This window comes from Streptacidiphilus albus JL83 (assembly GCF_000744705.1).
Lineage (GTDB): Bacteria > Actinomycetota > Actinomycetes > Streptomycetales > Streptomycetaceae > Streptacidiphilus > Streptacidiphilus albus.
On record NZ_JQML01000001.1, the window covers coordinates 1,186,737 to 1,199,881 of the forward strand.

The following is a 13,145-nucleotide window of genomic DNA, read 5'->3' on the forward strand; positions in this document are numbered from 1 at the left end:
GGGCGCCCGGAAATCCCGCGCGACGGCTGTCGCCGGCCGGTGCGAGACTCGGGCACATGAAGCTCAATGATCCCAAGGACGACCTGCACCGCTATCTGAGGGCGGCCCGCGAGGCCGTGGTCTGGAAGCTGGACGGACTGTCCGAGTACGACATCCGTCGGCCCCTGACGCCCACCGGCACCAACCTCCTCGGCCTGGTCAAGCACCTCGCCGGCGTCGAACTCGGTTACTTCGGCCCGACCTTCGGCCGCCCGCACGGCGAAGACCTCCCCTGGGAGGAGGAGGGCGCCGAGCCCAACGCGGACATGTGGGCTGGCGCCGACGAGTCGCGCGAGTCCGTCGTCGGCCTCTACCGGCGCGCCTGGGCGCACTCGGACGCGACGATCGAGACACTGCCGCTCGACGCGGGCGGCCACGTCGAATGGTGGGGCGACCAGGGCGACGTGACGCTCCAGCGGATCATGCTGCATGTGACGGCCGAGACCAACCGTCACGCCGGTCACGCCGACATCGTCCGCGAGCTGATCGACGGCGAGGTCGGCATGCGGGCGTCCCACAGCAATGTGTTCGGCGGCGACGAGGCCTGGTTCCAGGGGTACTGGGACAGGCTGGAGGCGGCCGCCAAGGAGGCCCAGGCCGAGGTGGGTTGACCCGGAGCGCCCCGCCCGGGTCAGTCCTTGGCCCAGATGGTGGTCGTGGTCTCGGCCGAGGTCGAGTTCGGGTCGGTGCCGGTCACGGTGATGATCGCCAGCTGGCCGGAGGAGGACTGGACGCAGACGGTGGTGCCCACCGGGGCGACGACCTCCGTACCGGCCGACTGGGTCTGCACCTGGTTGAGGCACTGCGCCGGGGTCGGGGCGGTCGCCCCGTGCCAGACGGCGAGCAGCGCGCCGTCCATTTGGCCGAAGCCGGAGCCGTCGTCGTAGAGGTCGAGGTTGCCGCCCTGGCTGGTCGGCGGCACGCTGCTGATGCCGCTGCCGTCGTTGCTGACGACGAACGGGGCGGGGCCCCAGAGCAGCCGGAAGCCGCCGTTCGCGGCGGCGGTCGCGCTCGTGGTCGCGCTCGCGCCGGGCGGCGTGTTCGGCGCCGCCGTGGTCGCCACCGGCGCCGCCGGGACGGTGACCGCGGGGGTCGGACCGGCGGCGGCCGACGTGGCGGAGCTGCCGTGGTTGCTGAGCCCGAGGATCGTCGCCACGGCGGTGATGACGGCCGCGATTCCGGTGAGCACCCCGCCCACTCCGGTCAGGAACTCCATCACCGCCGACTTCTCCGACGACGTTCCGTCGTTGGATGCTGACTGACCGTCCGACATGCCCCGCCCCCGCTGAGTCCCAGTGCCGGAGAGACCCTATCCGCACACCTGACCTGCGCGCACCGCGTTTCGGATCTTCGTCCGGCTCAGTCGGCGATCGGGACCGCCCGCCCGGCCACCCGCACCCGGGCGTCGGCCGGGTCCACCGTGACCGTCAGTTCGCTGGGCCGTCCCATGTCCTCGCCCTGGCGGACCCGGATCGTCGCCGGCTCCCGCACCTCGCCGATGGCCCGCAGGTAGCCGCCGAACGCGGCTGCCGCCGCGCCGGTCGCCGGGTCCTCCACGACGCCGCCGATCGGGAAGGGGTCGCGGGCGTGGTACCGGTCCGCCGACTCGCGCCAGAGCAGCTGCACCGTGGTCCAGCCGTGGGTCCGCATCACGGCGGCGAGGCCGTCGAAGTCGTAGTCCAGGTCGGCCAGTCGGGCCCGGGTCGCGGCGGCCAGGACCAGGTGCTCGACGCCGCCGAAGGCGACGTGCGGCGGCAGGGCCGGGTCGAGGTCGGCGCGCGCCCAGCCCAGGGCGCCGAGCGCGGCGTCCAGTTCCTCGTCCCCGGCCGGACGGGAGCGGGTGGGCACGCTGGTCAGCTCGGCCTGCGCCACCCCCTCGGCGTCGATCACGGTCGCCACCCGGATCTCCCCCGCCGCGGTGTCGAAGAGCAGGTCTCCGGCGCCGATCCGCTCGGCCAGCGCGACGGCGGTCGCCACGGTGGCGTGGCCGCAGAAGGGGACCTCGGTCAGCGGGCTGAAGTACCGCACCTGGAAACGTCGTTGCCGGTCGTCCCGGGCCGTGACGAAGGCGGTTTCGGAGTAGCCGACCTCGGCGGCGATGGCGAGCATCCGCTCCGCGTCGATGGCGGTCGCGTCGAGCACCACGCCGGCCGGGTTCCCGGCGGCGGGATCGGTGGTGAAGGCGGAGTAGCGCAGGATCTCGGTACGGGTCTCGGTAGTCATGGTCCCAACTATCCCGTTCGCCGGTCCTCCTGGACAGCCGAATATCTCCGGGTCCCGCCCGCCACCTGCGCGCATACGCGGCCGGGGCCCGCGGTCGGGGCGGCCGCCGTCGCCCCGACCGGCAGCCGTCGGCCCCGCCGGGTCCTCACCCGCGCGCTGCGGCGGGGGCGGACACCGGGCCGTCCACCCCCGCGTCCGCCTCCGCGTCCGCCCCCGTGTCCGCGTCCTCCTCGGCGATCACCGCGGGCACGCCGCGCAGGGCGAAGAGGGTGGCGACCGCCCCGCAGGCGAGCAGGGCGGCGCCGATCAGGATGGCGAGGTGCATCCCGTGGACGAAGGCCTGCTGCGCGGACGCGACCAGCGCCGGGCCCTGCGGGGCGGGCAGCGCCGCGCCGGTGGCCATCCCGCCGCCGACGGTCTCCCGGGCGGCGGCGGCCGAGGCCGGGAGCAGCCCGGCCGGCAGGTGCAGACCGGAGCGGTAGGCGCTGGTGAGGATGGAGCCGAGGACCGCGATGCCGAGGCCGCTGCCGAGCTCCATCGCGGTCTCCCCGATCGCGGCGGCGCCTCCGGCACGCTCCTTGGGCGCGGTGGCGAGCATGGTGTCGTTGGTGGTGCCGAAGATCAGGCCCATACCGATGCCGTTGACGACGACCGCCGGGGCCAGCTCCAGGTACGGGGTGTGGATGCCCACCAGGGCGAAGACGGCCATGCTGACGGCCATCAGGCCGAGGCCCAGGGAGACGGTGGCCGCCCGGCCCAACCACTTGATCACCGCCGCGCAGCCCGGTCCGCCGATCATCGCCCCGACCGGTCCGGCGAGCAGGGCGAGGCCGGTGTGCAGCGGCGTCCAGCCGCGCACGTCCTGGAAGTACTGGGAGAAGGCGAGCGAGAGCGCGGAGACGGACAGGATGGTGATCAGGTTGGCGCCGACCGATCCGGCGAAGGCGCGGTTCCGCAGCAGCGGCAGGTCGATCATCGGGTTGCCGATCCGCGACTGGCGCAGGCCGAACGCGGCCAGGGCCAGCACGCCGACGACGGCGGCGGTCAGCACCTGCGGCTCGGTGAAGCCGTCGTGGGCGCCGGTCTGGATCGCGTAGATCACGCTGAACAGGCCGACCACGGAGAGCAGCAGGCTGAGGAGGTCGAAGCGGCCGGGCGCCGGGTTCCGGGACTCGACCAGCAGTACGGGACCGAGGACCAGGATCAGCAGCATCACCGGGATGTTGATCAGGAAGACCGAGCCCCACCAGAAGTGGTCCAGCAGCAACCCGCCGATGACCGGGCCGAGGGCGAAGCCGGCTCCGCCGACACCCGCGAAGATGCCCATGGCCAGGGTGCGCTGCTTGGGCTCGGCGAAGGTCGAGCGGATCAGCGAGGCGGTGGACGGCATCACCGTGGCCCCGGCGGCGCCCTGCAGCATCCGGGCGGCGATCAGCAGGTCGGGGTTGCCGGAGTAGGCGGTGAGCAGCGAGGCCAGTCCGAAGCAGCCCGCGCCGATCAGGAGCAGCCGCTTGCGGCCGATCCGGTCGCCGAGGCTGCCCATGACGACGAGCAGGCTGCCGAGGGCGAAGCTGTAGGCGTCGGCAATCCACAGCACCTGGGTGGTGGACGGCCGCATCGCCTGGACCAGGTCCGGGATGGCGAGGTTGAGGACGGTGTTGTCGATGCCGAGCAGCAGCGCTGCCGTGGCGCAGATGGCGAGGGTCCCCCAGCGGCGGAGCGGCGAGGGGCCGGCGTCCCGGGACGCGGTGGTGACGGATGCGGTGGTCATGGGCGTCAGCGTCGCGCGCGGCGCTGACCGGGCCCGCACCGCGCGCTGACCGGCCCCGCACCGCCCGGGCAGCGCCCGGTCAGGGCGGCAGCCGCAGCGGTTCAGGACGGTAGCCGCAGCCGGTCAAGGCGGTAGCCGCAGCCGGTCGGGGCGGCACCCGCGCCCGGTCAGGGCCGTTGGGCGACCTCGATCAGCGCGGCGACGGCGGCCTCCGGACGCAGCGCCGCGCCCCTGGCGCGGGCCTGCTCGTAGCCGGCGGCGCCGAGTGCCGCGCCGACCGCGTCGGCCGTCCGGCGACGGTCCACACTCGGCGCGCCCTCGCTGCGGCGCAGCGCCCGGGCGAGGCCGAGCAGGAACGCGGCCTGCTCCGGGTCGCCCTCCGCGCGGACCAGGTCGGCGACGGCGTCGGCGGCCTGGGCCAGTGCGGGCAGGTTGCGGTCGTCGATGTCCGGGGTCAGCGCCTGGCGGTAGCGGGCGCGGGCGGCGGCGAGGTCGCCGGCCGCCTGGTCGGTGCGGGCGAGTTCGAGCCGGGCCCCGAACAGCAGCCAGTCGCCGCCGAACCAGCCGGCGTTGGTCTCCGCGAGGACGGCCTCCCCCTGGGCGCGCGCGGCCGGCAGGTCGCCGCGCAGCCGGGCGACCGTGGCCAGGCAGAGCAGCGCCCGGGGGACGGTCTCGCTCAGGCCGGTGCGCCGGAACAGTGCGGCGGCCTCCTCGGCATCGGCCTGGGCGGCGTCCAACTCACCGGCCTGGGCCGCCCGTTCGGCCCGGCCGCAGAGGACGTCGGCGGTGTCCTCGGTCGCGCCCAGCTCGGTGGCGGAGCGCAGGGCCTCGGCGGTGAGCTCCCGGGCGCGGTCCCGGTCGCCGAGGGTGTGCACGACCGAGGCGAGCTCGGTGAGCGCGATGATCGTGCCCCAGCGGTCGCCGAGACTCCGGTACTGGGTGACGGAGGCGCTGAACTCGCGGTCGGCGGCCTCGGCGTCGGCGTTCATGTACCAGTGCCAGAATCCCCGCCCGGCGTGGAACAGGCCCTTGTACCAGGGGTCGTCGAGCCACTGGGCCGTCTCTTCCGGGGTGAGCTCGTCGAGCTTGCGCGGGACGCCGGAGACCGGCGCCCAGAGCAGGGTGAGCGCCGGGTTGTGCGGGGGCGTGCGCTGGAACGCCTCCATCAGCTCGGCGACGGCGGCGAGGTGCCCGGTCGGCTCGGCCAGGCCGTGCTCGCCCTGGCGGCCCAGCAGCACGCAGATCGCGTACTGCTCCTCGGTCGCCCCGGCGGGCAGGGCGACCGGGGCGGGACCGAGGGCGTCCAGGATCCGGCGGGCGTGCGGGCCGCCCTCGTGCCGCAGGCCGCGCAGCAGCCAGTAGCCGGCCAGCTCGTCCATCAGCCGCAGCGCGGTGCCGGTGTCGGCGCCGCGCAGCGCGGCGTGGAGGTTGTCGTGATCGGCCGCCAGCAGCTGCAGCCAGTGCAGCTGCTCGGCGGTGCGCAGGTACGGCCCGGCGGTGGTGGCCAGGGCCAGGAAGTGGTCCAGGTGGGCCCGGCGGGTCCGCTGCTGCTCCCCGGAGTCGGCGAGGCGTTCGGCGGCGTAGGCGCGGACCGTCTGCAGCATCCGGTAGCGGACCCCGTCCGGTTCCCCGGGAGCCGGCTGCCTGGCGATCACCAGCGACTTGTCGACCAGCGCGGCGACCAGTTCCAGGACCTCCTCCGGCCGGTCCCCGGGGCCCTGCGCGCAGACGGCCTCGGCCGCCTCCAGGGTCCAGCCGCCGGCGAAGACGGAGGCGCGGCGCAGCACCGCGCGTTCGGCCTCGGGCAGCAGGTCCCAGCTCCAGTCGACGACGGCGCGCAGGGTCTGCTGGCGCGGCTGGGCGACCCGGCTGCCCCCGGTGAGCAGCCGGAACCGGTCGTCGAGCCGGTCCGCTACCTGGCGCGGGGTCAGCGAGCGCAGCCGGGCGGCGGCCAGCTCGATGGCGAGCGGCAGCCCGTCGAGGCGGCGGCAGATCTCGGCCACGGTCCCGGCCTCGCGCTCGGCGTCGAAGGCGGGCTGGACGGCGGCGGCGCGCTCGGCGAACAGCTGGAGCGCCGCAGCCTCGGGCAGCGGCGGCAGCGGCAGCAGCTGCTCGCCGGTGATGGCCAGCGCCTCCCGGCTGGTGGCCAGGATCCGCAGCTCGGGGCAGGCGGCCAGGAGGTCGGCGGCGAGCCGGGCGGCGTCCGCGATCAGGTGCTCGCAGTTGTCGAGGACCAGCAGCAGCGGTCGCTCCGTCAGCGCGGCGGTGAGCCGGGCCAGCGGCAGCGGTCCTTCGGCCGGGCCGAGCAGGGTGGAACCGCGCAGGCCGAGGGCGCTGAGCACGGTCTGGGCGAGGTCGGTGCCGTCGGTGAGCCCGGACAGGTCCGCGAAGCAGCTGTCGCCGCCGTACCGGGCGGCGCTCTCGACGGCGGTCCGGGTCTTGCCCGCGCCCCCGGGGCCGGTCAGGGTGAGCAGTCGCCCCCAGCCCAGCGCCTCGTCGATCCGGACGAGTTCCTGCTCACGGCCGATCAGCGCGCTGAGCCGGACCGGGAGGCTCGACCGTCCTGAGGCCACGGCCGCCACCGGGCGGGGCGCCGGCTCGGCGGGGCCGCGCAACACGGTCAGCTGGGCGGCGGCCAACTCCGGGCCGGGGTCGGCGCCCAGCTCCTCGGCCAGCGCCTCCCGGGCCCGGCTCCACGCGGCCAGGGCCTCGGCCTGCCGCCCGTCGGCGTGCAGCGCCAGCACCAGCAGGGCGGCCGGACGCTCCCGCAGCGGATGGGCGGCGACCAGTTCGCGCAGATCGGCGGCGGCCTCGCGCGGTTCGCCGAGGGCGGTCCTGGCCTCGGCCCGGTCCTCGGTCGCGGCGAGCCGCAGCTCCTCCAACCGACTGCGCTGGGCGGCGGCGAAGGGCGCGTCGGCGACATCGGCCAGCGCGGGGCCGCGCCACAGGGCGAGGGCGGCGCCGAGCTGCTCGACCGCGTCGGCGTGGTCGCCGGCGTCGAGCGCCCGGCGTCCGGCGGCGGCGAGCCGGGTGAAGCGGTGGGCGTCGACCTGTTCGGCGCCCAGGGCCAGCCGGTAGCCGGCCGGGTGGTTCTCGATCGGGTCGGGCTCGCCGGGGACGCGCAGGGCGGCGCGGAGACGGGAGATCTGCGACTGGAGCGCGTTGCCGACCCCGGCCGGGGCCTCCTCGCCGTAGAGGCCGTCGACCAGCCGCTGCACCGGGACGATCCGTCCGGCCTCCAGGGCCAGCAGCGCCAGCGCGGCCCTCCGGCCCGGCCCGCCGAGGGCGACCGCTGCGCCGCCTCCGGTCCATGCCTGGGTGCTGCCCAGGATCCCGACTCTCAGCGCGCCCGGATCCCCCACAGTGCGCCCGGCTCCGATCATGGCCGGAGTCTATCGGCGCCCCGGGCCGACGCCCCTCTGGTCGCACGGCAACGGCTCACACTAGCCCCTGAGTTCCCCTCCCGCACGGACATTCAGCCACTTTCCGCGCCCGTCCGGTGACCTCGGGTAGTCATGACCCCGGGAGGGAATCACATCGTGCTGTTTCCGCGCAACGCTTTCCGCCGCCGCCGTTCCACCGCGCCCACCGCGCACGCCACGCCCGCCGCGCACGCCGTGGCCGTGGCCGGGCCCGGGCCCGTTCCGGCGGCCGGGGCGGTGCTCGCCGCCGCCGAGGAGTTCCTCCTCCGGTTCGCCGACGAGCACCCCGGCGCGGCCGGGGTCGGACCCAGGCTGCGCGAGGTCCGCGCCGAGGTCGAGGCGCACGGGACCTACGAGCACACGCCCGAGGAGCTGGCCTTCGGCGCCCGGCTGGCCTGGCGCAACTCGGCCCGCTGCATCGGCCGGCTGTACTGGCGCAGCCTGGTGGTGCGCGACCTGCGGCAGCTGCGGCACCCGGACGACATCGCCGACGCCTGCGTCGACCACCTGCGGCTGGCCGGCAACGGCGGCCGGATCAGGCCGATGGTCTCGGTCTTCGCCCCGGACCGCCCCGGCCGCCCGGCCGCGCGGCTGCTCAGCGGCCAGCTGGTGCAGTACGCCGACGACCCGGCCAACCGGGAACGGCTGGAGCTGGCCCGGGAGCTGGGCTGGCGGGGCGGCAAGGAGGAGTTCGACGTGATGCCGCTGCTGCTCCAGGGCGCCGTGCAGCGCCCGCCGGAGTACTACGAGCTGCCCGGGGACGCGGTGTTGGAGGTCCCGCTCAGCCATCCGCAGCACCCGGGCTTCGCCGGCCTCGGCCTGCGCTGGTACGCCGTCCCGGCGGTGTCCGACATGACGCTGGAGATCGGCGGGGTCAGCTATCCGGCCGCCCCGTTCAACGGCTGGTACATGGGCACCGAGATCGGCTCCCGCGACCTCGGCGACACCGCCCGCTACAACCGGCTGCCGGCCGTGGCCGACCTGTTCGGACTGGACACCAGCGGCCCGCGCACCCTCTGGCAGGACCGCGCCCTGGTGGAGCTGAACCTCGCGGTGCTGCACTCCTTCCAGCAGGCGGGGGTCACCGTCTCGGACCACCACACCGAGTCGGTGCGGTTCCTGGCCCATATCGAGGCCGAGCGCCGGCACGGCCGCCCGGTGCCCGCCGACTGGAGCTGGATCGTCCCACCGCTGTCGGGCTCCGCGACCCCGGTCTTCCACCGCTCCTACGACGCCCCGGACGCCGCGCAGCGCCCGGCCTTCCTCCGCCGCGCGGCGCCGTGGCCGTGACCGGCCCGGGGCCGCCCCTCCGGTCAGCCCTTGTTGGCCCCCAGGGTGAGCCCGGAGACGAACTGTTTCTGCAGCAGGAAGAAGACCACCAGCGTGGGCACCGCGACGATCAGGGCGGCGGCCGAGATCAGGTTGTTGTTCACGAAGAACTGGCCCTGGAGGTTGTTCAGCGCGGCGGTGATCGGACGTTTGTCGCCGGTCTGCATCAGCACGGTGGCCCAGAAGAAGTCGTTGTAGATCCAGGTGAACTCCAGCGTCGCCAGCGCCGCCAGCACCGGTCGGCAGAGCGGCATGATGATCTGCCAGTACTGCCGCCAGGCGGAGGCGCCGTCCACCATCGCCGCCTCGCTGAGCTCGTTCGGGATGGTGCGCATGTAGTTGGCGAGGACGAAGGCGCAGAAACCGGTCTGGAAGGCGACGTGGATCAGGATGAGCCCGAGGTAGGAGTCGTCCATCTTGCCGGAGTCGGACAGCCAGAGCGGCAGCGGGATCAGCTGGTAGATCTTGTAGAGCGGGGTGATGATGGCCTGCTGCGGCAGCAGGTTGCCGGCGGTGAAGAACATCAGCAGGAAGACGTTGATCCGGAACCGGTAGCGGGAGGCGACGAACGCCACCATGCTGGCCAGCAGCAGGGTCAGGATCAGCGCCGGAACGGTGATGATCGCCGAGTTCCAGAAGTAGAGCGGCAGGTCGGCCTGGCTCCAGGCGGCGCTGAAGTTGCTGAAGTTGAAGTGCCCGCCGAGCGAGACGTAGCCGTACTTCTCGGTGTCGGTGTAGGGGCGCAGCGCGGTGAAGAAGGCGTAGAGCAGCGGTGCCAGCCAGATCACCGAGGTGCCGACCAGGAAGAGGTGCAGGCCGATCCGGCCGATCCGGCGCGGGCGACGGGGCGTTGCGGCCGGCGCGGCGGGGGCGGTCGCCCTGACGGCGGTGGTCGCGCTCATTCTTGGCCGTCCTTCCGGAAGATGGTGAACAGGTAGGGCACGATGAAGGCCATCGAGATCAGCAGCAGGATGGTGGCCAGTGCGGAGCCGAAGCCGATCCGGCTGGCCTCGCCGATGATGTTGTCGGTGACCAGGACCGAGAGCAGTTCCAGGCCGTCGGTGCCCTGGTTGATGACGTAGACGATGTCGAAGGCGCGCAGCGACTCGATCACGGTGATCACCAGGACCACCACGTTGATCGGCCGCAGGGCGGGCCAGACCACGTGGCGGAAGGTCTGCCACTGGCCGGCGCCGTCCAGTGCGGCGGCCTCCTTCATGGAGGGGTCGACGCTCTTCAGCCCGGCCAAGTACATGATCATGATGTAGCCGGTCTGCCGCCAGCAGGCCATCAGCAGCACGGCCCAGATGTTGAGGTGCGGGTTGCCCAGCCAGTCGATCAGGTCGTTCTGCCCGGCGTGCCCGGTCAGGTTGTTGAGCAGGCCCTGGGTGGGCGAGAAGATCAGCTCGGTCATGAAGCCGACCAGCGCGAGCGAGAGCACCACCGGCAGGAAGAGCACGCTCTGGTAGATCCGGGAGAAGCGGATCTGCTTGTCCAACTGCACGGCCAGGAACAGTCCGAAGGGCGCCGGCAGGAAGAAGAAGACGGCGAGCCAGATCAGGTTGTGTTCCAGCGCCGGATAGAAGGACGGGTAGATGGTGAAGATGTTGTGGTAGTTGGTCCAGCCGATCCAGTGGATCGAGGAGACCCCGCCGATGCCGGGCCAGCTGGAGAACGACAGGACGATCGACAGCAGCGCCGGGATCCATACGAAGGACAGGGTGAGCAGCAGCGGCACCCCGGCCATCAGGGTGAGCGCCACCCGGTCGCCGGTCGACAGCCGCCGTCCCCGCGCCCGCCGTTGCCGTCGCCGTCGCGGACTGATATCCAATGCGGTCATACGTTCCTCATCACAGTGCGGCCTGCGCGCCAGGCGAGACCGGGAACACGCGGAAGGGGCCGGTGACGGCCGGCGGTGGCACCGCCGTTCCGCCACCGGCCGTCTGAACCGGCCTCAGCCGTTGCTGGACCAGATCGACTTGGCCTGCTTGTCGACATTGGAGAGGATGCTGTTGATGTCGCCGGGGTTGTTCAGGAACTGCTGGATCGCCGGGAGCATCACCGGGTCGGCGAAGTCCGGGCGGGTGTCGCGGTCCATGAACTGCGAGATGTTCTTCGCCTTCTGGATCAGCGCGATCGACTGGGTCTGCGGAGTGGTGTACTTCGAGGTGTCCACCCCGTTGGCGGTGGCGATGTCGGCCGGGTCGGCGGCCAGCCACAACTGCTGGGCCGGGGCGGTGCCCAGGTACTCCAGCAGCGCGACCGCGCCGGTGCGGTTCTTCGGCGAGTGCGAGAGCATCATGCCGTCGATGGGCGCCTCGACCGAGTCCTGCCCGTAGGTCGGGTTGATCTCGGGGAAGGCGAAGAAGCCCAGGTCGTCCGCCTTGGCCCCGGTGAAGATGGTGCCGATCTGGTCCAGCCCCAGGACCATCATCCCGGCCTGCTTGTTGAGCAGTTGGGTCGCGCCCTCCTGCCAGGTCAGCCCGAGGAAGCCGGAGGAGTAGTACGGGATCAGCTGCTTCCACTGGTCGAAGACCGCCTTGACCTGCGGCGTGTTCCAGTTGGTGCCGTTGCGCATCAGGTCGATGTGGAAGTCGAAACCGTTCATCCGCATGTCGAGGTAGTCGAAGGTGCCCATCGCGGGCCAGCCGTCCTTGTCGGTGAAGGCGATCGGGATCAGCCCGTCGCTCTTCATCTTCTTGGCCAGCGCGATGTACTCGTCCCAGGTGGTGGGCTCGGTGTAGCCCTTCGACGCCCACAGGCTCTTGCTGTAGTAGACGGCCCAGGGGTAGTAGTCGAACGGCACGAAGTAGTAGTGCCCGTCGCTCCCCTTGCTCTGCGCCTTCATCGCGTCGGTGTAGTTGCCGCCGATCTTGGCCCAGACGTCGTCGATCTGGTCGACCAGGCCCTGCGCGGCGAAGAACTGCATCCGCTCGCCGGCGAACCAGTTGAACGCGTCCTGCGGGTTGCCCTGCAGGTAGGTGGTGATGTTCTGCTGGAAGGTGTTGTGGTCGACCCAGTTGACGTCGACCGTGTAGCCGGTCTCCACCTTCGCCTGGGCGAACAGTGTCTCGTAGGCGCCCTTCGGCTGCGGCACCGCCGCATTGGAGCCGAAGGTGACCGTCTTGCTCGAAGTGCCGCTGGAGCCACTGGAACCGGACCCGCTGCTGCAGGCGGCCAGCAGTGACGGCAGGGCGACTGCGCCCGCGCCGATCGCTGCGCCGCGAAGGAGCGACCGGCGCGATATCGACTGTCCGAGCGTGTGCGAAAGCGCTCCGGTCGGCCTGTTGGTGTTGGTTTCGTGCTGCGCCATGACCCCTCCCCAGGGGTTCGAATGAAAACACAAACGAACGTGAGCGTTCAGATATCACCAACCATGAGAAGGCATGTCAAGGTCTCGCGCAGGATGAAAATCACCGCACATGGCAGGCCAACTGACGGTACGTCGCGGCTGGGGGCGTGACAGGGCCCCGGGGTGGGGGTTTACCCCGATGTTGGAGAGTGTTGATTCTCGATCGTCTCTGTAACAATTGGGAAACGGGAGGTCAACTCGCGGAGCGTGAGCGCCCCTGCCGCGCGAACCGCAGCACCAGGCCGTCGACCAGTGCGGTGAGGCCGGTCTCGAAGGCGCCCTCGTCGACCTGCCGCTGACGCTCTGCCAGCAGGTGCGCCTCGCCGAGGTGGGGATAGTCCCCGGCGTACACCTGCTCGTCGTCGACGAAGCCGGCGGCGAACGAGCCCAGTGCGGAACCGAACACGAAGTAACGCATCAGCGCACCGATCCGGGTGGCCTCGCCCTTGGACCAGCCGGCGTCGACCAGCCCGCCGAAGACCGCGTCCGCGATCCGCAGCGCATTGGCCCGGCGGCCGGGGCCCTGCGCCAGCACCGGTACCAGTTGCGGGTGGGCGACCAGCGCGCCCCGGTAGGAGCGCGCCCAGGCCAGCAGCGGCAGCTGCCACTCGCCCGGGGGCTCGGCCCACATCGAGAGGTCCACCTCGCCGAGGACATGGTCGATCACCGCGTCCAGCAGCGCGTCCTTGGTCGCGAAGTGGTTGTACAGGGAGGGTCCGCTGACCCCGAGCTCGGCGGCGAGCCGACGGGTCGAGAGCGCGGCCAGCCCCTCCGCGTCGACCAGGGCGACGGCGGCGGCCACGATCCGCTCGCGGCTGAGCAGCGGATTGCGCGGACGGGCCACGGGTACCTCCTGGGTCGGCCGGACCGGACGGCTCGGTCGGTCGGTCGGGATCGGCGCGGATCGGTCGGTCGGGATCGGTCGGGCGTTCGTTCGCCGCCGCTTCCGCTGCTGCACCGGAAGGGGTTACAGTCGAAAAACTTGCACTGCTAGTTTATCTGCTCCGCC

Annotated in this window: 10 protein-coding genes; 2 read left to right on the top strand and 8 right to left on the bottom strand. The window is 72.5% G+C overall.

Annotation, left to right across the window (positions count from 1 at the left end):
* Nucleotides 1-56: 56 nt before the first annotated feature.
* A complete protein-coding gene (locus BS75_RS05120; protein ID WP_034087339.1) occupies nt 57-650 on the top strand; it encodes a DinB family protein in 594 nt (197 codons plus the stop codon).
* 20 nt (nt 651-670) lie between these two features.
* On the opposite strand, the gene BS75_RS05125 is transcribed toward BS75_RS05120, so the two are convergent.
* From BS75_RS05125 to BS75_RS05140, 4 genes are all read right to left on the bottom strand, one after another.
* Nucleotides 671-1,312 (bottom strand): hypothetical protein, encoded by a 642-nt coding sequence (locus BS75_RS05125; protein WP_197091901.1) that lies wholly within the window; start codon nt 1,310-1,312, stop codon nt 671-673.
* Nucleotides 1,313-1,398: 86 nt separating this feature from the next.
* Nucleotides 1,399-2,262 (bottom strand): PhzF family phenazine biosynthesis isomerase, encoded by an 864-nt coding sequence (locus tag BS75_RS05130; RefSeq protein ID WP_034087341.1) that lies wholly within the window; start codon nt 2,260-2,262, stop codon nt 1,399-1,401.
* 145 nt (nt 2,263-2,407) lie between these two features.
* Complete coding sequence (locus tag BS75_RS05135; RefSeq protein WP_042437510.1) at nt 2,408-4,033, bottom strand: MFS transporter; 1,626 nt, start codon at nt 4,031-4,033, stop codon at nt 2,408-2,410.
* Nucleotides 4,034-4,200: 167 nt separating this feature from the next.
* On the bottom strand, nt 4,201-7,416 hold the full coding sequence (locus tag BS75_RS05140; RefSeq protein WP_231607681.1) for a BTAD domain-containing putative transcriptional regulator: 3,216 nt from the start codon (nt 7,414-7,416) through the stop codon (nt 4,201-4,203).
* Nucleotides 7,417-7,572: 156 nt separating this feature from the next.
* On the opposite strand from BS75_RS05140, the gene BS75_RS05145 reads away from it, so the two are divergent.
* Entirely contained in the window at nt 7,573-8,745 is a 1,173-nt protein-coding gene (locus BS75_RS05145) for a nitric oxide synthase oxygenase (protein ID WP_231607682.1), read from the top strand.
* 23 nt (nt 8,746-8,768) lie between these two features.
* Here BS75_RS05145 and BS75_RS05150 read toward each other — a convergent pair whose 3' ends face one another.
* The 4 genes from BS75_RS05150 to BS75_RS05165 all read right to left on the bottom strand — a co-directional run bounded on the left by BS75_RS05150 (nt 8,769) and on the right by BS75_RS05165 (nt 12,980).
* The gene (locus BS75_RS05150) at nt 8,769-9,686 is read right to left on the bottom strand and encodes a carbohydrate ABC transporter permease (protein WP_034087342.1); all 918 of its coding nucleotides are present in this window, start codon (nt 9,684-9,686) and stop codon (nt 8,769-8,771) included.
* Nucleotides 9,683-10,624, bottom strand: coding sequence for a carbohydrate ABC transporter permease (locus BS75_RS05155; RefSeq protein WP_042437511.1), 942 nt, complete (start codon nt 10,622-10,624; stop codon nt 9,683-9,685). Before BS75_RS05155 ends, BS75_RS05150 begins: the two co-directional genes overlap by 4 nt.
* Before the next feature lie 114 nt (nt 10,625-10,738).
* The gene (locus BS75_RS05160) at nt 10,739-12,097 is read right to left on the bottom strand and encodes an ABC transporter substrate-binding protein (protein WP_042437513.1); all 1,359 of its coding nucleotides are present in this window, start codon (nt 12,095-12,097) and stop codon (nt 10,739-10,741) included.
* Nucleotides 12,098-12,329: 232 nt separating this feature from the next.
* Nucleotides 12,330-12,980, bottom strand: a complete 651-nt coding sequence (locus tag BS75_RS05165; protein ID WP_034092442.1) for a TetR/AcrR family transcriptional regulator — start codon at nt 12,978-12,980, stop codon at nt 12,330-12,332.
* Between the last annotated feature and the right edge of the window lie 165 nt (nt 12,981-13,145).

Coding starts and splice junctions, on each gene's coding strand:
- BS75_RS05120 (WP_034087339.1), top strand. CDS start 57: ATGAAGCTCAATGATCCCAAGGACGACCTGCACCGCTATCTGAGGGCG.
- BS75_RS05155 (WP_042437511.1), bottom strand. CDS start 10,624: ATGACCGCATTGGATATCAGTCCGCGACGGCGACGGCAACGGCGGGCG.
- BS75_RS05140 (WP_231607681.1), bottom strand. CDS start 7,416: ATGATCGGAGCCGGGCGCACTGTGGGGGATCCGGGCGCGCTGAGAGTC.
- BS75_RS05135 (WP_042437510.1), bottom strand. CDS start 4,033: ATGACCACCGCATCCGTCACCACCGCGTCCCGGGACGCCGGCCCCTCG.
- BS75_RS05160 (WP_042437513.1), bottom strand. CDS start 12,097: ATGGCGCAGCACGAAACCAACACCAACAGGCCGACCGGAGCGCTTTCG.
- BS75_RS05130 (WP_034087341.1), bottom strand. CDS start 2,262: ATGACTACCGAGACCCGTACCGAGATCCTGCGCTACTCCGCCTTCACC.
- BS75_RS05125 (WP_197091901.1), bottom strand. CDS start 1,312: ATGTCGGACGGTCAGTCAGCATCCAACGACGGAACGTCGTCGGAGAAG.
- BS75_RS05150 (WP_034087342.1), bottom strand. CDS start 9,686: ATGAGCGCGACCACCGCCGTCAGGGCGACCGCCCCCGCCGCGCCGGCC.